The organism is Mesomycoplasma conjunctivae, from assembly GCF_000026765.1.
In the GTDB taxonomy this organism is placed as follows: Bacteria; Bacillota_I; Bacilli_A; order Mycoplasmatales; family Metamycoplasmataceae; genus Mesomycoplasma; species Mesomycoplasma conjunctivae.
Genome location: NC_012806.1, coordinates 242,519 through 262,266 on the forward strand (window position 1 = coordinate 242,519; position 19,748 = coordinate 262,266).

Annotated in this window: 15 protein-coding genes; 13 read left to right on the forward strand and 2 right to left on the reverse strand. The window is 28.3% G+C overall.

Translation table 4 applies throughout. The features are described from left to right. Positions 1–156 precede the first annotated feature (156 nt). The 9 genes from MCJ_RS01200 (at position 157) to MCJ_RS01240 (ending at position 12,597) form a co-directional block, all read left to right on the forward strand. Positions 157–1,299 carry a glycosyltransferase family 4 protein gene (locus MCJ_RS01200; RefSeq protein ID WP_012751464.1) on the forward strand — a complete coding sequence of 381 codons (1,143 nt, stop codon included), beginning with the start codon at positions 157–159 and terminating at the stop codon, positions 1,297–1,299. Between the two features lie 92 nt (positions 1,300–1,391). After that, on the forward strand, positions 1,392–6,149 hold the full coding sequence (locus MCJ_RS01205) for a DUF4011 domain-containing protein (protein WP_012751465.1): 4,758 nt from the start codon (positions 1,392–1,394) through the stop codon (positions 6,147–6,149). 154 nt (positions 6,150–6,303) lie between these two features. After that, on the forward strand, positions 6,304–6,966 hold the full coding sequence (locus MCJ_RS01210) for a 3-keto-L-gulonate-6-phosphate decarboxylase UlaD (RefSeq protein WP_012751466.1): 663 nt from the start codon (positions 6,304–6,306) through the stop codon (positions 6,964–6,966). After that, the gene (locus MCJ_RS01215; protein WP_012751467.1) at positions 6,941–7,837 is read left to right on the forward strand and encodes an L-ribulose-5-phosphate 3-epimerase; all 897 of its coding nucleotides are present in this window, start codon (positions 6,941–6,943) and stop codon (positions 7,835–7,837) included. Before MCJ_RS01210 ends, MCJ_RS01215 begins: the two co-directional genes overlap by 26 nt. Continuing rightward, positions 7,824–8,561 (forward strand): L-ribulose-5-phosphate 4-epimerase, encoded by a 738-nt coding sequence (locus tag MCJ_RS01220; RefSeq protein ID WP_012751468.1) that lies wholly within the window; start codon positions 7,824–7,826, stop codon positions 8,559–8,561. Before MCJ_RS01215 ends, MCJ_RS01220 begins: the two co-directional genes overlap by 14 nt. Then, positions 8,545–9,417, forward strand: a complete 873-nt coding sequence (locus MCJ_RS01225; protein WP_012751469.1) for a Cof-type HAD-IIB family hydrolase — start codon at positions 8,545–8,547, stop codon at positions 9,415–9,417. Before MCJ_RS01220 ends, MCJ_RS01225 begins: the two co-directional genes overlap by 17 nt. Further along, positions 9,401–9,913 (forward strand): MPN499 family protein, encoded by a 513-nt coding sequence (locus tag MCJ_RS01230; RefSeq protein WP_041594499.1) that lies wholly within the window; start codon positions 9,401–9,403, stop codon positions 9,911–9,913. Before MCJ_RS01225 ends, MCJ_RS01230 begins: the two co-directional genes overlap by 17 nt. Next, the gene (locus MCJ_RS01235; protein ID WP_041594500.1) at positions 9,897–11,360 is read left to right on the forward strand and encodes a hypothetical protein; all 1,464 of its coding nucleotides are present in this window, start codon (positions 9,897–9,899) and stop codon (positions 11,358–11,360) included. Before MCJ_RS01230 ends, MCJ_RS01235 begins: the two co-directional genes overlap by 17 nt. A gap of 16 nt (positions 11,361–11,376) precedes the next feature. Continuing rightward, a complete protein-coding gene (locus MCJ_RS01240) occupies positions 11,377–12,597 on the forward strand; it encodes a YbhB/YbcL family Raf kinase inhibitor-like protein (RefSeq protein WP_012751472.1) in 1,221 nt (406 codons plus the stop codon). A 69-nt stretch (positions 12,598–12,666) separates the two neighbouring features. Here MCJ_RS01240 and rplA read toward each other — a convergent pair whose 3' ends face one another. Both rplA and rplK read right to left on the reverse strand, forming a co-directional pair. Next, complete coding sequence (gene rplA / locus MCJ_RS01245) at positions 12,667–13,365, reverse strand: 50S ribosomal protein L1 (RefSeq protein ID WP_276211267.1); 699 nt, start codon at positions 13,363–13,365, stop codon at positions 12,667–12,669. Beyond that, the gene (rplK, locus tag MCJ_RS01250; RefSeq protein WP_012751474.1) at positions 13,362–13,811 is read right to left on the reverse strand and encodes a 50S ribosomal protein L11; all 450 of its coding nucleotides are present in this window, start codon (positions 13,809–13,811) and stop codon (positions 13,362–13,364) included. Before rplK ends, rplA begins: the two co-directional genes overlap by 4 nt. Positions 13,812–14,059: 248 nt before the next feature. On the opposite strand from rplK, the gene asnS reads away from it, so the two are divergent. From asnS to MCJ_RS01270, 4 genes are all read left to right on the forward strand, one after another. Further along, positions 14,060–15,403, forward strand: coding sequence for an asparagine--tRNA ligase (gene asnS / locus MCJ_RS01255; RefSeq protein WP_012751475.1), 1,344 nt, complete (start codon positions 14,060–14,062; stop codon positions 15,401–15,403). Further along, positions 15,403–16,053, forward strand: a complete 651-nt coding sequence (locus tag MCJ_RS01260; RefSeq protein WP_012751476.1) for an RDD family protein — start codon at positions 15,403–15,405, stop codon at positions 16,051–16,053. Before asnS ends, MCJ_RS01260 begins: the two co-directional genes overlap by 1 nt. Before the next feature lies 1 nt (position 16,054). After that, positions 16,055–18,298, forward strand: coding sequence for an ATP-dependent helicase (locus tag MCJ_RS01265; protein ID WP_041594501.1), 2,244 nt, complete (start codon positions 16,055–16,057; stop codon positions 18,296–18,298). A gap of 131 nt (positions 18,299–18,429) precedes the next feature. Next, positions 18,430–19,731, forward strand: a complete 1,302-nt coding sequence (locus MCJ_RS01270; RefSeq protein WP_012751478.1) for a hypothetical protein — start codon at positions 18,430–18,432, stop codon at positions 19,729–19,731. Positions 19,732–19,748 lie beyond the last annotated feature (17 nt).

Sequence of the window (19,748 nt, forward strand, 5' to 3'; positions counted from 1 at the left end):
CACGAATATTTTTATAACTATTCGTGTTTTTTAATTTAATAATTAAAAAAATAGTTCTAAAAATATCTAAACTTTGCTAAAATATTACTTACATAATTTTAGATATTTTTATATGCTTGTTTTGCTTTATTTATAAATAAGGAGTTGTTTTGTCTAATGCATATAGCAATTTTTACTGAGCATTTTTTACCAAAAATAGGTGGAACTGAAATAGCCATTGTCAATCTAGCAAAGGCAATGATAAGATTGGGTCACAAAGTTAGTGTTTTTGTATCTAAAGGTTTAACACTTAAACATTACGAATTTGTTGACAAAGATGGTGATATTCAAATTGAGAAAAGATTTGTCAAATTAGCAAGCTTTTTATACACAAAGCGATTTCTTAAATATTGTCAAGATATAAAAGTTGATTTAATTCATTGTCATTCAATTGTTTTGTTAACATTTGTCTTAAAAACAATCAAAATTGCTAAAATTATTAAAGTTAGACACATTTTAACCTTACACACAGATTTGATAACAAATCTATTAATTTATACAAAATCACGACTAGTATTAAAAATTTATAATAAAATTTTGAGCAAGATTTTTGCAAAAACAGACATTGTTAGTCAGGTCTCATCAACTCCACTGAAATCTTTTAATAAATACGGTGTAAAGACTAGCAATAATTTTGTTATTGTCCGCAATGGAGTAAATTTTCATAAGATTAGCCAATCAGAAAAAGAAAAATTACAAGAGTATTTTTATAATAAATTCCCACATTTTCGTGGTAAAAAAATAATATCGATGGTTGCAAGAGCTTCAAAAGTTAAAAATACTAATTTTGCACTTAGAAGTTTGGCAAAACTAAAAAATGTTTATCCTAATTTTGTCTTCATATTTGCAGGTGGTGGATCATATTTAAAAGTGATCAAACGTCAAGCTAGCCGCTTAGGTTTAAATTCACATGTGTTTTTTCCAGGTAGTCTTAAAAAAGAAGAATTATTTGAATTATTTAGTGTGACAAATATTCATTTTTTCCCTTCATTTTTCGATACTGATGGATTAGTAGTTAACGAAGCTGCCGCTTTTAATATCCCATCAGTTGTCATTGAGAACACAGGTGCTTCCGAGCGATTTGTTAATAATGAAAGTGCTTTTATTATAAAAGATAGTACTCAAGCAGCATCAGACAAAATTCTTGAAATCATAGATGATAGCCACTTGTTAAATGCAGTTGGCAAAAAAGCTTATAGTTGCTATCAAAGTTGAGATGAAATTGCACAGCAATACATTTTATTAGCTACAAAAATGTAGAATAATTTATAGTTGCTAATTTTTCAAATAATTTTTGGTTTAAAATTATTTGAAAAATTGGTAATGCAAGATAATAAAAAAGGACAGAAAATATGATAGATACATCTAAAAATAAACAAATTCTTGTAAAAAATATCAATAATTGAAAGATCAAATTATTAGATCTTACACTTAAAAATAAAGCTATTAATTTCAAAATTACTAGCTCTAGCAAAATTCCTAGCAATTTAAAAATTATTTACCCAACATTAGATGATTTAATTAAAGAAATTGCCGCTGATAATCTCAAAGAAATTTATAGTTTTGAAAATTACGAGATGGTATTTGAAGAGGCTAGCTCTAAATTAAAAATATCTAATAAAAACATCGACTGAAATGAAGAAAGTGAAAAAGAAATTCGCACTCGTTTTATCTTGCCTAAAAATTTTCACACCTATACAATGGATGATGTTTTAAAATTTAATGCTTTAAAAACTAAGAAAATATACACTGAATATGGAAGAACTAACAAAAGTAATTTATTTGGTGAAATCATTAATAGCATCCACAAAACAAATAAATCTTACAAAGATTCTTATTCAATTTCCATTTTGTATCTTTCATTTGGTATTCTAAAATGATACGAAAATAGTAATTCTGACCTTTTTTATTATGCACCTTTGCTTTTTTTACCTGTTGATTTGCAAGTGCAAAAAAATCAATGATCACTTGTTATTAAAAAAGAAAATACCTTCGAAGTCAATGAATCATTAGTGCAAAAATTGAAGATGGAATACAATATTGATTTAGACTATAATAGCACAAGAGCTGACTTGTTAAATAGTTATAAAGAATACTGTCAATCTATTTTAAAACAAGCTGATGACAAACGTTGAGAAATTATTGATGATATTTACTTGACAACATATGACTTTAGTAAAATCCACATTTATAAAGACATTGAAGAAAATATTGAAAGCATTATAGATAGTAATTTTTTTCAAAAAATAGTAGGTAATGCTGAAGCTTTAGATACCAATATTACTACCGTTAATTATGAAAATATTAATGATAATATGAATGTTGAACAACAATTTAAAGTTTTAGATGCTGACCATTCACAAGAAATTGCCATTCAAAATGCAATAGCAGGCAAGAGTTTTGTCCTTCAAGGACCTCCAGGAACAGGAAAGTCACAAACAATTACCAACATGATTACCGAAATCATGGCAAGAGGTAAAAAAATTTTATTTGTTGCTGAAAAAAATGCTGCTCTTCAAGTTGTTTATAATAACTTAAAAAAAATTGGCATACATAAATATGCTATTCCAATTCATGATTCCAATTTAAATAAAAAAGATATTTTGACTGAAATAGTTAATTCTGCTGAAAATTCACGTTCACTAGAATTAAATCATGATAAAATAAAAATTTTTACTGAAAATTATGAAAAAAGTCGCAAAACTTTAGATGAATACGGTGAGGTATTATTGTCAAAAACAGGGCCTGAATCTGATACGATTTTTGATTATATTACTAAATATCTTAGCGTCTCTGATAGTATTGATCTTAATTTTTTCCTACCTAATATTCTCAATATCGACTATAAAACCTTTGATAATATTTTAAATTCTATTGATGCATTTTATGATAGATACCGAAATATTCGCTTTGATTTTTACAATCACAAATGGTATGGGATGTTGGATACCAAAATTAATTTTGAACAAAAAAGCAAACTTTTTGATAGCATTTATTACTTGATTTATGAAAGTAATAATATTAAAAAACAAGTTATCTCACTTAATTTGCAAACAGATGAGAAATTAATTGAAGACAAATTTACAATCTCTGCTATCAATATTGATTGATTAATTAATTTCCATACTTACTTTGATTTTGATAGTCAACTTCAAATAAATTATAGTTTTTTAGAACAAACATCTAACGATATTGCACATATTTTAGCTTTATGACAACAACGAGAAGTTTTGATTCAAGAGCTTCTTAAAACTTGAAAATCATATACGTTTTTAAACACTTTAGGTGCTAAAAATAGTTATGAATATCTTATAAAAACAATTTCTAATCCTTTTAAAAATATTTTTTCAATGTGGCGACAATTGAAAAAATTAGTAAAAGAAAACATCATAAGTCAACAAGAATTAAACAAACTAGATTTACAATTTGAGTTTTCAAAATTAGCAAAAGTAGAAACTTTAACTCAGGAAATCAACACTATTTATTCCAATTTTGCTTTCAAAATTGACATAAGTGATGCTAAATTAATTAGTAAAAGTTTGGACAAATTCAAAAGAAGTTTGGAAATTTTAGAAGAGTCAAAAATTGACAATACCCTCTTTAAATTGCTTGCAATTAAAAGTCAAAAAAAATTAATTACTCAAATTTTTTCTGCTTTTAAATCACAACTTGATTATCTTATGAATCATTTTGATAAAAATGCTTTCAACTTTTTAAATATTTCACACAAATCCTTTGTTGATAAGCTTTCTTCACTTTTAGATAATAAGGAATCACTTGATGATTATCTTAGTTTTAATTTCTATAAACAACAGCTAATTGATTTAGGGCTGCAACCATTTCTTGAACAAATTTTTCATCACAATATTAGACATGATATGAAAAATATTTTTCTAAAATACTTTTATAAAAGATTGTTAGAAAATGTCATTGATAGTCATTTTAATAATAAAGATTCTGTGTTTATGAACAATAATTTAGAACTTTTTAAAGAAAAAGATAAACAACTTTTCAATTTGTCAAAAGATAAAATTATTATGTCGCTTGATGAATTAATTAATAAAAGTCTTGTTTTTAAAGATAGCAATCGACCATATAATATTCTTAAAAAAGAAGTAGCCAAAAAACAAATAAGACTTCCATTTAAGAAAATTTTTGAAGAATCACTAGAATTTATTTTAAATGTCAAGCCTTGTCTACTTTTATCACCTTTGATGGTTAGTCAACTGTTTAAAGATATTGACTTTAAATTTGATGTAGTTATTTTTGATGAGGCTTCTCAGATTCGTCCAGAAACTGCAATTAGTTCACTATTTCGAGCTAAACAAGTTATCATTGTTGGTGATAAAGAGCAAATGCCACCTTCAAATTTCTTCCAAACTGTCTCACTCGATGAAGAATATAGCGAAGCTAATGATGAAATTGACAATTTATCAGCGGGTTATGACTCACTTTTAAGCTTGGCTGATGGTAATTTAGAATCTATTAAACTCAAGTGACACTACCGTTCTGAATTTGAAGATTTAATTGAGACATCTAACAAATTTGTTTATAAGGATTTAATAACTTTTCCAAACTCAAGACTACCCCAACAATACGAGGCATTAAACTTTTTTTATGCACAAAGTGGTACCCAAGAGTTCCCAAGTGAAGATGATGCAATTGCACAAGCACTTGAGATTTTAAAAGATTTTTTAGAATCAAATCATCAAAATTACTCAGTTGGTATTGTTGTTTTTAACTATCCAATGGTTGTAAAAGTGGAAAATGAAATTGAACAATTTAAATATAATAACCCGCAATTAAAACACTTTTTTAGTGAAGAATTAAGAGAGCCTTTCTTTGTTAAAAATATTGAAACAGTTCAAGGTGATGAAAGAGATTATATTATTTTTATTATCAGCGCAAAACGAACAAGCGCTGGTAATGTTAATCTCAATTTTGGAGCAATTAATAGATCAGATTCTGGTTACAAACGACTCAATGTTGGTATTACTCGTGCGAAAAAAGGATTAATGGTTGTCTCTAATTTTAAAACTCATGAAGTTGATTGAGCACAAAGTGAGAAAAAAGGTATTAAATTGTTGGAAAAATTCATGAAAAATGCTGAATTTTCAAGACAAAATATCAATAATAATGTTATAGAAAATCATGAATTTGAATCATCACTTCAGCAAGATATTTATAATAAATTGCAAAATCAAGGTCTAATTGTTAAACCAAAAGTGGGTAACTCCGATTTTGCTATCGATTTAGCAATTGTTGATCCTCAAGATCCAAACAAATTTTTATTAGCAATTGAGTGCGATGGAACTAGTTATAAAAATTCAAAAACATCTCGTGATCGTGATCGCCTAAGACAACAAATTCTTGAACAAAGAGGTTGAAATGTGCAACGAATTTGATCAATTGATTGATTTAAAAATCAATCCAAACAAGTTGATATGATTTTGGATAAATTAGAATCTCTTAGAGTTCAAATTGAATCGCGACAAACTAGTGCTACCCAAGAGAGCATAACTAATGCGAGCAAAGTAGATAATTTTACACTTGAGAGCAAAGAAGTTACCAACATTTTCCCTTTATATCCTGATCTTTCAAAATTGAAAGAGGAATTTTTTGCCGATTTTAAACAAGGCAATATCGAAGAACAAAAAGCAATTATAGCCAAAGTCTTAGATAAAACCGGTGCAATTCCTTTTGGTGAATTTTGTGGTTTTCTCAAAAGCTGATTTTATGAGTCTCGGGTGACTAATTTTATCAAAGAATCTGCTTACAAACTAATAGAGTCGCATGCCAAAATTATTGATAATTTTGTAGTTCCAAATAACTGTAATTTTCAATTCCGTGAAAGTGATTCTTTGGCTAACAAAAGATCAATTATGGACATTTATGACGAAGAAATCAAGCATTTTCTTTTAACAGTGCTCAGTTTTAGTAAGGTAGGTATTAGTGCTATTGATCTAACTAGAAGTTTAGCTAATCGTATTTTTAGCTCATCAGTTCATAATAATCATATTAATAAAGTAATTACTGTGCTCAGCCAATTAGAATCTGAGTCTAAAGTAATTAAAACTATTGATGATAAATATATGATTAAAGAGTCTTAGTAGTTGAAAAATAATTAATAAAAAAATATGCAATTTAAATTTGTTGCATATTTTTTTGTACAAAAATGAACAACTTTTTGCATTTGCTTCTTATAAAATAATTTTTTATAGTATAATAAAAATTAAATAATTTTTTTATCAAAGGAGTGAAAATATGGCATTACCATTACTACAAATTGCACTTGATAATTTAACTATTGAAGAGGCAATTAAAAGTGCAAAAAAAGCACAAAAATATATTGATGTAATCGAAGTTGGTACTATTTTATTAGCTTCTGAGGGCAAAAAAGCAATTACAGAGTTAAAAAAAGCTTTTCCTGATAAAATCATCGTTGCCGATGGAAAAATTGCAGATGCTGGCAAAATTTTTGGCAAAATGTTTTTTGATGAAGGTGCCGATTTTACTACTGCTATTTGTGCCTGTGAAGTTCCAACTATTAAAGATTTAGTCGAGCTTGCTAGTAGCTATAAAACTAAACGTTGCAAAGAAATTCAAGTAGAAATGACATCTAATTTTACTTGAGAACAAGTGGATGATTGATATGATGCTGGGGCAACCCAAGTTGTTTGACATAGAGCTCGCGACGCGCAAGCAAGTGGAGTAAAATGATCACAAAAAGATATTGACATTGTTGCAAAATTAGCTCAAAAAGGATTTAAAGTGACTGTGACTGGTGGAGTCGAAGTTGCTGATATTAAACTATTTAAAGACATTCCTATCTATATTTTTATAGCTGGAAGATCAATTCGTGATGCCAAAGACCCAGAATTAGCAGCAAAGGAATTCAAAGATGAGTTTAAAAAGTATTGAAAATAAACACTTTTTAGGCATTTACGAAAAAGCTATTGATAAAAAGTTTGACCTCATTGAAAAAATTGCAATTGCTAAGTCTGCCGGCTTTGATTTTCTAGAATTAAGCATTGATGAATCAGAAGAATTTGCTGCCCGTCTCAAATGAAGTGCACAAGAAATTAAAAAAATTCGTCTTGCTTTGATTGAAAAAGACTTTTATTTTAATTCAATGTGCTTATCTTTGCATCGTAAGTATCCTTTTGGATCTCAGAATCCCCAAGTGCGCAAAAAGGCTTTAAGTATTTTAGAAAAGGCAATGATTTTGGCCAAACAACTAGGAATTCGTACAATTCAGTTAGCAGCTTATGACATTTATTATGAACAAGAGCATTTAAAATCTGAAGACTATTTCATTCAAACTATGAAACAGGCTGCCAAGCTAGCTCAAAAATATTCTATTCAAATTGCTTTTGAAACTATGGATACTAAGTTTGCTGGCACCATCAGCAGATGTTTATATTTAATAAATAAAATCGGTGGTGGAGTCTTGATTTATCCAGATTTGGGTAATCTCAATCGTTTTGCTGATGATATCGAAAATGAAATTCGGCTTGCTAAAGATAAAATTGTTGGCTTTCATTTTAAAGATACCTTGCCAAATACCTTTAAAAATGTAGACTTTGGTCAAGGTGATGTTGATTTTCTAAGAAGTTTAAAAGCAATTGTCAAAGAAAAAATTAGTGCACCATTTTTAATTGAAATGTGATACAAAGATGCCGATTTTAAACAAGAATTAGCTCGTGAAGAAAATAGACAAATCCAAATTGATAATCTTGTCAAAGCACGTAAATTTTTTCTAGATAAATTAGTTGAGGCATATAATGAAGAAAAATAAAGCTTTTTTAATCGATCCTGTTGAGCTCAAGCAACTCCAACAACATGTCTATGATGCCAATATGCTACTCTACAATTATAAATTAGCTATTCATACTTGAGGAAATGTCTCTGCAATTAGCAAAGATCGCAAATATATGGTAATTAAGCCAAGTGGAGTTTCTTATCAAGCTATGCAACCAACAGATATGGTCGCAGTTGATTTGGATAATAATGTCATCGGTGGTAGTCTCAATCCTTCTAGTGATACACCAACGCATACACTTTTGTACAAACAAGATTCAAGAATTCAAGCGATTGTGCACACTCATTCACCTTTTGCAGTTGCTTGAGCACAAGCGGGTAGTGATATTCCAGCTTTAGGTACTACCCATGCAGACAATTTTTATGGTGCAGTGCCTTGTGCCCGCGAATTAAGTGAGCAAGAAATCAATGGTGATTATGAGCACAACACAGGACTAGTAATTATTGAACATTTTCAAAAAAATAACATCGATTTTATAGCAACTCCGGCAACACTTGTCAAAGAACGCGGGCCTTTTTGCTGATCAGCAAAAAGTGCAACTGATGCTGTTAATTTGGCACTCACACTTGAAGAAGTTGCAAAAATGGCACTTTATACTAAATTAATTAACCCTTTGCAAAAGCAAGCAAATATTTTCTTGCAAAATAAACATTATAACCGTAAGCATGGGAAAAACGCTTATTATGGACAAAAAAAATAATTTATCAACTAAAATTAATAATTTAGTTTTTGATTTAGATGGTACCTTACTAAATTCGCAAAAAGAAATTTTACCATCAAGTATTAAAGTATTGAAAAGGTTGCAAAAAGAAGGAAAAAAACTCATTTTTTGCACAGGTCGACCTTGATATTTTGTTGTAAAATATACAAAATTAATTGCCCCAGATTTGCCAATTATTTCGTGTAATGGCTCACTTGTTTATGATTGAAAAAATCACAAAACTATTTATTCATTAGCTTTTGAAAAAGCAACTGTCTATAAAATTATAGACATTTTGATTAAAAATGAAATTGTTTTTTTAATTTATACAACTAAAAAAATGATTGCTATTGGTAATTTAAAAAATCATATCAACTGGTTTGAATATCTCAAAAGAGAAAATGCTAAAATTGAAGAAGATCAATATAAATTTGACATTGATTTTTATGATTTTCAAGATTTTGAAAAAAAATATATTCAAGACGATGTTGTTGTTAAATTTCTATTAATTCAAGCAGATAGCAAAGCTGAAAATGTAGCAAAAGCTACCAAACTATTAGAAGCTGAAGAAGATATTTATTTTGTCAAATCACAAGACAAAGTCATTGACATTATGACTCAAGGTTCTAATAAAGGTAAAGGATTGGAATTTTTAGCTCAAGAATATGGACTTGATTTAGAAAAAACAATTGTTTTTGGTGATGCAAGCAATGATTTGCCAATGTTTGCTGTTGCAAAATATAGTGTCGCTATGGGTCAAGCAAAACCTGAGATAAAAAGTGCGGCAAATTTTACAACTCAGACTAATAATGATGACGGGATTGCTTATTTTTTTGATAATGAATGATTTAATTAGTTATATTACTAAAATTAGTAAGATACGCATCAATCACCACAATAATGGTTTTTGGCTAGTGCCATCAGTTCGTAATTATTTTTCCTTTCGCCTAACAGCTTTTGTTATTAAAAAAACTGATACTCTTGAAGAAATGATTTTGCGTAATAATTGAGTTTCCAAAGAAGTTATTTTTAATTTCAATGGTGATAACAACTTTGTAAAATTTAATCTAGCTTTAAAATTAAGAGAAATTAATTTTCGCCTTGATGCACAACAGATCAAAAAACTTAGTGATAAATCAACTTTATCTTTTTTTCCTATCGACAATTGTGAAATTATTTTAGATAAAAAAGGCCTACAATTAATATATGATGGTATAATACCTTTTTTTAGTAAAAAATATTATCATAAATTACTAGAACAGCAACAAAGGCAACAAAAACAAAAAAATATTAGTTTTCTTTGGCGAAGTTTTGGTTTTAAGGAGGTTAAAAAACATGAAGTTAAAAAATAAAATGATTTTATTATCTTCGCTATCTATGATTCCTGCACTTGCAATCAGTTGTGGTGTTGCAACAGTATCTGGATCAGAACTAAATCCTGTTAGCAATGAGAAGCAAATTTTACAAAAAATCTTAGAAGTTCCTTTGCCTTTTGAAAAGCAAGATTATTCGCCTTATTTTTATAATAAATTATTTATTAATTTCTTAAATACACCAGAAAATAGAGCTTTTGTAAGAGAAAATATTATCAAAATTCTTGAAACTCAAGAAGATAAATCACAACTTTCACCTGAAAATTTTAACCGTCTCGGTGATGAAATAATCAAATCAGATATTTTTCAAAAGTTTCTCACTGATGAAGGAAATTATGAAGGTATTTCGACCTTAAGTGCAAGCAAATTCCTTGAAAAATGAAGAGAATATCAAACTAAAAATAATGGCGAAGAAAAATTAACTTGATTTTTTAAATATGGATTTGGCTTCTTTGCAAAAGAATTTCCTGATTTAAGTCCTGAAAATATTATCGATAGATTAGTTCATGTTTATGCAAGAGCTGAGTATGATCGGCTTGCTGATAAAAATGTTGAAGAAGTTCCAGTTAGTGCTCTAGGAATTAGCAATTTATTTAACCAATATTTTCAAGTACATTCTCCTTTAGAGTCAACATTGTGATTTAATTGAAATTTTGAGCCCTTAGAAAAAATAAGTAATGATTTTAAGCAACAATACCCTGGAAGTGCGTTTTTGCCCCCCCTAGTTGATGATGATTTTCAAACTAAATATGATTTGATTCAAAAATTAAATCAATATAAACAAATTACAACAAAAAAAATTCTTTCACCTGATGAATCTAAATTAAATATTCCTGCTCCTTTTGAACGTCTAGCTGGTCAAAAATCTCAAAATGAAAGTGCTCAAAATGAAGAGTATAAGCCTCAATTTGTTAATCAGAAAACAACTTTTAAAGTTCAACCACGTGCTTTTTTTATTCAAGATGAGCAAACTTTTGCTGATGAGAAAACTAACAGCTTAAAAAATGTAATTTATAAATTATTTTGAGTTATAGATGAAGAAAATGGACAAAATTATGATAATTTTGAAAACATTCGCCCACCGCAAGATGTAAATGATCCTGATAATAAAAGGGGTAATTTTTCCACCGGTGGTCTTTATTCTAAAACTTTAGAAGATTTAGAAAAAATTGAGAAAGCACAAACAGGTGAGAAGAAAATTTTTAGTGTTTCACGTAGAATTGAAATTAAAGGGTTTTTAAAAGAAGAAAATAAAATTTTAAAAGCTCAAAATTACAAATTTAATGTAGATTCATTAGCAAATTCGCAATTAAAAAATGATTTAGCACAAAATTTTTCTAACCCTAATTTAATTGAAGCACAAAATAAAATTAGTGTTCCAGTGGACAAGATTAAAAATTTAAATCCTAAATATCAACCTGAATAAAAGCTGAGGTAAAAAAATGATTAAAATAAAAATTCCCGATGTTCAAGGTGGGGTACTAAATACTGAATTTGGTAATGGTAATTTAGGAAAAAAATATCGCAATTCAGTTAGTTTTCCAATTAAATGATCAAAAGTTAAAGGTGCACGTTCTTATTGTGTAACGTTGATTGATTATGAAGCAAGTGGTGCTATGGGTGTTGTTTTTGTGCACTGAATTGCTGCTAATATTAAAAAAAATAAGCTCAAATGAGATGATTCATTTAATCAAAAAGCCCAGATTGCTCAGTTTGAAAATAGTGTTACTGATAAAGCAAGTATGTATCTTTTAGAAGCTTTTTACCAAGAACATCCAAATGGTGTTTATTATGGACCCTTTCCTCCTGATACTGATCACAATTATCGTTTGGAAGTCTATGCGTTAGATGTTGATGATATTTTTCATGGGCAACCTCACAATGGTAATGGTTTATTTTATGATGATTTTTTAGAGCTCATCAAAAATAATGTCATTGATTATGGAATCACTAGTTTTTTGTATCGTAGTCGGACAGAGTTTAAAAATCAACAACTTATTGAAAAAAATTTAACTCCTCAGCAATTAAGTGCGCCTTTGAGTCAAGATATTGAATTTTTTAAATCATTTGATCAGATTAATTTTTCTTCGCATGCACTTAGTGCAAGAGCCAATGATTATCATCTTTTAAATATTGATTTTCTTGGTCGTCAAGGTGCAAGTGGCCTATATAGTGCGCGTAGTTTTGATTTAGAAATCTACTGTGATAATCAACAGGTCGTTGAATATGTTGTCCTTGTTAGTAGTTTTGCTGAAGTAAATTCCTTAGGAGTTGGTTTGATAAATTGAGTCAAAGTAGGTATAGAAAAAAACCAAAATCACTATAAAACACGAATAGAAGCGCAAAAAGATTCTTGAGACAGCGACACTGACGAAATCAAAATCAGTAACTCATTTGATTCCTTAAGTGCGGCAAAAATTGCGCAAATTTCTGGTTTTGAAAACGCAGGTGTTTTTGATTTTGTCAAACAAGGATATGGTATTATTTACTTTCCTTTATTAACAAATGGTCAAGGAAAATATGTTTTAGAAATTTTTGGTATCGACGAAAAAATTGATTGAAAACAATTGCAATCAGAAAAAACTTTAAATGCTGCCGATGTTTTAAGAGCAATTAAAGCAAAAGTTGTTGCTTATAACAAAACTATTTTCAAACTACTTTAATAAAAAAGCTATAAATTTATAGCTAATTAATAAAAAAAGAAGCTTTAGCTTCTTTTTTTATTAATTAAATTAGAAATTATCAAATTTAATTTTGATAGAAGGTCCCATTGATGCTGAAACGGTTAGATTTTTAATGTAGGCACCTTTAACTGTGCTAGGTTTTAATTTTTTGAGCAACTGAATTAAAGTTTGCGCATTTTCTACTAGTTGATTTACTTCCATATAAGTTTTACCAATTAGTGAGTGAACAATTCCAAATTTATCAGCACGGTAGTTAGCTTTACCTTTTTTAATTTCTACAACAGCTTTTTCAGGAGTTGGAGTAACTGTTCCAGTTTTAGGGTTAGGCATTAGACCTTTAGGCCCAAGTTTTTTACCATATTTTCCTAGAAGTGGCATCAATTTTGGTTCAACAATTATAACATCGAAGTTAAAATTATCAATTTTGAGATTTTCTTCCAATTCACCTGGTGTATAAACTAAATCAGCTCCTGCTTCTTTTGCTTTAGTTGCAATTTCTTGTGAATCAGTTGCCACTAAAACACGAACATTTTTCCCTGTCCCATGTGGAAGTAGAATACTTCCTCTTAGTTGTTGATCAGCTTTTCTTGTATCAAGGTTTAATTTGATTGCTAAATCAACTGAACCAGCAAATTTGGTATATGAAGTTTTTTTAACCAAATCCATTGCTTCTTCAATTGTATAAAGACGATCTTTTTCAACTAATTTTCTAGCTTCAACAAGTTTTTTTCCAATTTTTTTCATTATTTATCTCCTTGTTGTTTTAAAAATTCATCAATACCTTCAACTTCAACACCCATTTGTTTTGCTGTTCCATAAATTGTTAGGATAGCTTTGTCAATGCTGTCGGTGTTTAGATCTACTAATTTGTATTCAGCAATTTCTTTTAATTGTTCAAAAGTGATTTTTGCAACCTTGGTGGTTTTACTATTAGATGAACCACTTTCAATTTTAGCAGCTTGCTTAATTTTGTATGAAGCTGGTGAGGTAAATAAACGAAAATCAAAGCTTTTATCTTTGTAGACAGTAATTTCAACAGGAACTGGTTCACTTCCACGATTTTTAGTTTCATCATTGAACTTTTTAGTAAATTCAGGCATTACAATTCCAAGTCCAGCTAGTGCAGGTCCTGGCTTTGCTTGCCCAGCGTTAAATTGCAACTTCGCAACTCTAACTACTTCTTTTTTTGCCATGTCGAGCATCCTTTCATATTAATATTAAATAGAATAAAATCTCTAAGTGGTCAAGCGAATATTTTCTCCCACTAGAGGCATTAAAATAACTTTACAATTATACTATAAAAATAAAAATATCTTTATTTTTTAACACATTTAATAAAAAATGGATTTTAATTTCATTTTTTTGGCATTATTGTATTAAAGCAACTTTGAGAAATTTGCGTATTTTATAGTATAATTTTATAATCAAAAAGGAGTTAATTATGGCTATTAAAAAAATTATTTCTAAACCTGAACTTCACAGTTCGGAAAACTTAAAAATTAAAGGTTGAGTTACCAACATTAGAGGAAATTTAAACATTAAATTTGTTGAAATTAATGATGGATCTTCAATTGTAAATTTACAGTGTGTTCTTAAAAAGGACAAAATTGATTTTGAAAAAATTAGCAATTTATCTCTTGGTAGTGCTATTGAGGTTTCAGGTGTTTTTAAATACACACCAGAGCGCCAACAAAGCGGAGAATTAATTGTTGATAAAATTGATATTTTATCCTTATCAGATGTTAATGAGTTTCCAATTCAAAACAAGGAAACAACTGTTGAATTTTTAAGACAAATTCCGCATATTAGACACAGGACTAAACTTTTTAGAGCAGTTATGCGCTTAAGATCTGCTCTGTTTTTTGAAATTAATTCCTTTTTTGAAAATGAAGGTTTTTTAAATTTTTCTGCCCCAATTTTAACCTCTAATGATGGTGAAGGAGCTGGTGAAACATTTTTAGTAGATGATGAAAAAGGTGGATTTTTTAACAAAAAAACAACCTTGGGAGTTACAGGACAATTGCATGCTGAATCATATGCACTGGGTTTTGGAAAAGTCTATACTTTTGCTCCTACTTTCCGTGCTGAAAAATCTAATACTAAAAAACATGCAGCCGAATTTTGAATGGTTGAACCAGAGGTAGCTTTTTTTAATTTACAAGATATTATTGGCCTAGGCGACAAAATGCTCAAATTTGTTATCAAAAATGTTTTAGAAAAAAACAAAGATGAATTTGATTTTCTTGAAAAATACTTAGGTATCAAAATAAGACAAAGACTTTTGGAATTTTATAAATCACCTGTTAAACAGATAGATTATAAAGATGCAATTGAATTATTACTTAAACACAAAGATCAATTTGAAGTTCAGGATCTCTATTTTGGTGCTGACCTTAAAACTGAGCATGAGCGTTTCTTAGCCGAAAATATTTTTAACGCACCAGTTGCAGTTATTAACTATCCAAAGTCTTTAAAAGCTTTTTATATGCACCAAAACGATGATGGAAAATCAGTTGCTGCTTTTGACTTATTGGTGCCAGGTATTGGAGAATTGATTGGTGGTTCACAAAGAGAAGTTCGTTATGAAAAATTACTAGAGAGAATTCAAGAACTCAATATGAGCCAGGAAGATCTCCAATGATATTTAGATTTAAGAAAATTTGGTAATGCAGGATCCTCAGGTTTTGGTCTTGGTTTTGAAAGACTTGTAATGTATATTACAGGTATTGATAATATCCGTGATGTTATTCCATTCCCAAGAACTAACAAAAATATTTTAATGTAATGAAAAAAAGTGCTGGTTTTTGAATTAGATTTGCTAGCGGGATTATTGATATCAGTGTTCTTTTTTCAAGCTTTATTTTATTATCATGGCTACTTATTGCATCAGATAAAACACTTGTTTACTGAAAGTATTATTTTTGAGGAATAAGTATAATTTTCATTGCCATTGTCTATAAAATTTTTATTCCTTTATTTTGAAACAAAAGTCTTGGTCAATGAATTTGTCGGATAGAAATTTATTTTCCTGATAATAAAAAAAGGTGAGCAAAATTAACAACTTTGCTCAAAAGAGAACTTTTAACAACACTAAATTGAGTGCTAACAGTTATAATAACTCTAATTTTAATATATCCTGGTTTAGTCAATGTGATTGTCAAAAATATTGTTGAACTAAAAACAGCAAAACAGAGCAATCTAAGTGTTTTCGATACAATAGTGATTTCTATCATTAATTTAATAGCAAGAATTAATGGCATAATTTTTATTGTCAATATTTTGTCTATTTTGCATCAAAATAATAAAAATATTTCTGATCGCATCAGTAAAACGCAAATTGTTTGAAAAAATAAATGAATTGCTAAACTAGAAAATCAAAACATAAAAGTAATAAAAGCTAATTGAGCACAAATTAATTGAGAGGATATAAATTAAAATGATATCGAGTAATAGTTTATTAATAAGCTTGAATGAAAAACAAAAAATTGCTGTTTTAAGTGATCACCAATATTTACGAATTGTTGCAGGTGCAGGAACTGGAAAAACTAGTGTTTTAACTAAAAAAATTGCTTATATTGTTATCGAAAAAAAAGCATATCCCAATCAAATTTTAGCACTAACTTTTACTAATAAAGCCGCTATAGAAATGAAGGAAAGGCTTCAAAGTCTCATTGGTGAAAAAGCAAAAGATGTTAACATGTTCACCTTTCACTCATTGTGTAATTTGATTTTAAAATATGAAGGTAAAAATCTTTCCAAGATTAGTCAAATTCCCATCAATGATGGTAATTTTAACATCATTGATGATCGTGATCAAAAAAATATTTTAAGGACTATTTATGATAAACTAGAGATCAGTGCCGATGAAATATCTTATGGAAAAAGTTTAGATTTTATTAGCAAAAACAAAAATAAACAAGTTAGTTTGCAAGATATTGAACAAGAAGACAACGATGATAATTCTAGCAAAAGTAAATTTATAGAAATTTATAAATTGTATCTGCAAGAAACTGCAGAGCTAGGTGTTGTTGACTTTGATGACTTGCAAATATATGTGAAAATCTTGTTTGAAAATAACCAAGAAATTGCTAAAAAATGACAACAAAAAATGAAATATGTCCTTGTCGATGAGTTTCAAGATACCTCTTCAATTCAATATGATATTTTAAAATTTTTTATCAAAAAGGAGACCAAACTAGTTGTCGTTGGTGATCCTGATCAAACAATTTATAGCTGACGAGGTGCCGAGCCTGGTCTTATTTTAAACTTAGAACAAGATTTTCCTGAACTAAAAACAGTGGTTTTAGATTTAAATTATCGCTCTAACCAGTCAATATTAGATGCTGCTAATCAATTAATAGCTAACAATAAAAATAGAATTGAAAAGAATTTGCACTCACATAAAGAATGAAAAGATGAACTAGAAGTCAAATTTTATCATGGTAGTTCTGCTCAAGACGAAGCTGACTGAGTAATTAATCAAATTTGAGAAATTGCTAATAAAGAAAAAAGCAAATTTAGAGAAATTGCTATTTTATATCGTAATCACTCATATATTCGCACTATTGAGGATGCTCTTGTAAAAAAAGGAATTCCTCATGGAACAATTGGTCGGAAAACATTACAGGACCACAAGGAAATTCGCGAAATTATGCATTTTTGAAAAGTAATTGAAAGTGGTGATAATTTTTCTTTTCAACAAATAATCAATGTGCCGCCAAAAAAAATAGGAATTTCTACCTTAACTAAATTAAATGATTTAGCAAAAAGTTACAACTATAATCTCCATGATTTTCTACTTTTTTATTACTCAGGAAATATTAAATTAAAAATTGGCGACAAAATTCCACTAAGCAATGAAAATCAGAAAAAAATATCTACTCTTTTTTCCAATATTAATTGAGCTAAAGGTAAAAAATTAGAAATTGAAAACAAAAATAACCCAAAAATCAAACAATTTTCTTTAATAATGAAATTGTTTTTAAAAGGAATTGGTTATCTTGAACAAGTTAGAGATACTAAAGAAAAAAATGACATTGAAAAACTTTTAGAAGCCTACTACATACAGTTAGATGAGTGACAAAAACATAATCCTAGTAAAAATTTAAGAGATTATATCGATGATATTTCCTTGGATAGTCAGCTAGATTTTCATGCTAATAATTCTGTAAAACTAATGACAATTCACTCATCCAAAGGTCTAGAATTTGATAATGTTTTTGTTGTCGGAATGGTGCAAGGAATATTTCCTTCTATTCAAATTCTTAGGTCAAAAAAGAACACTTTTCAAGAAGAATATGAAGAAGAGCGCCGTTTAGCTTTTGTAGCAATCACAAGAGCTCGAAATAAACTCTTTATTTCAGATGCTAACATAGCAAGACTTCGTCCTGATAGTAATAATCGTGATTTAGGTGAGACTTCTAGGTTTGTTAGAGAAATGAAAATTAAATCACAGCAAATTCAGCAGTTTACTAAGTTTGATATTCAAGGAAAATTAAACTATATCAACGCGAATAATATTGAATACCACCAAGGTGAATTTGTAAAACATATTAAATTTGGTAAGGGACAAATTCTTGAAGTTCAAGATAATTTTTTAGTAATAAAGTTTCTTGATTTAGATGGTAAAAATGCTATCAAAACAATCATGAAACAGCACAAATCTATCGAAAAAATATAACTATTATGCACACTTCTTTCAATCATATTTCCTATCTAGTTCTATTAGCAATTTTCTTACTTTTAGTTATAATAGCAACTGTTTTTATCTTCATTTTTATACATAATTATGATAGAAATAGTTATCAAAATATGATACCAATATTTTATGACAAAGAAAAAAGAAGACTAAAAATTGTTGATCTTGATAGTGCTAAATCAATAAAATTTTTAATTAAAAATAAACATTTTATTGAAGGTTTGTGAATCAAAGAGACTGCTTTTTTAGATATGCTAGAGAAAAGCTCATCTGCCAAATTGGCGATAGTTTTGCAAAATTGGGCTAAAAGTACTATCAAGATAAAATTTAAAAGTCGTCCTTTTTTAAACAACAATTTTGTTGCTATTTTTTCTAAAGAAGAGTTTTCAACTATCATTTTAAAAAAAGAAGAATCAAAGACTTTTATTCAAAAAACCTTTGAAAACAAACTAAAAATTGCTAATCATAGCAATAAATTATATTTTGATGCAAGTAAAATTAATTATCTCTTTGCTTTCTACTTTGCTCATTTTGTTGACTTGAAAACTGTAAGATTATTGTTAAGCAAACTAGACAAATTTATGTGGATCAAATGAAATAACAAAGCATATTCTTTTGAATTTAAAGATAATATACTATCAATTAATTTTATTTTTGATAGTAAAAATCAAGCTCTCAATACAATAGAAAAATATAAAAACAGTTTAAATCAAAACTTTAATTTAAATTGTTTGCACTGAGATGTCAAAGAAGTGGACTCAGATTTTGGTAATATTTGAAACATTATTGTTGATCTTTTAAACAAAGCAAGCAATGATAAAAAAGTTGCCCCTTTTCTTTTTTTAGAAAATTTAGAAATAGAAAATGTTAGCATTATTGAGGATATCTCTAAAAATAAAATTGATATCAATACTTGAGATCACAAACTAGTTAGAAATTGATCGAATGAAAAAATAAGATATAAAGTTTACGATTTTGATTATAATGATACCAAGGTAATTGAACAAATTATAGCTTTTTTTAAAAATAGCAGTCCCGATAAGCATGAAGACAATATTTATAAAATAAATAATGTCATAGCACAAAAACTTATTAATGAAGAAATAAATCTTGAAAAAGTACTTTTTTTGATTACTGATGAGATTAACGCTTTTAATACTCAAGTTTTTAAACAATTAAATCTTTGTCTATATCAACCAATAAATGCCAAGCTTTTTTATAATATCGAAAAAGCTAAACCTCCCTTAATTTTTATAGATAATTTATCTACTAATTTAAATAATATTAATGAAAATATAGCAAGAAAAAATCTTATTCAGTTTTGTATTAGGGAAAAAATTCATGTAGTTTTTCCATTTGATGTTATTGAAAAATTGGAAATCAAGACTAAAAATAATATCTTACTTTTTTGATAAAAAAGAAAAAAATATCT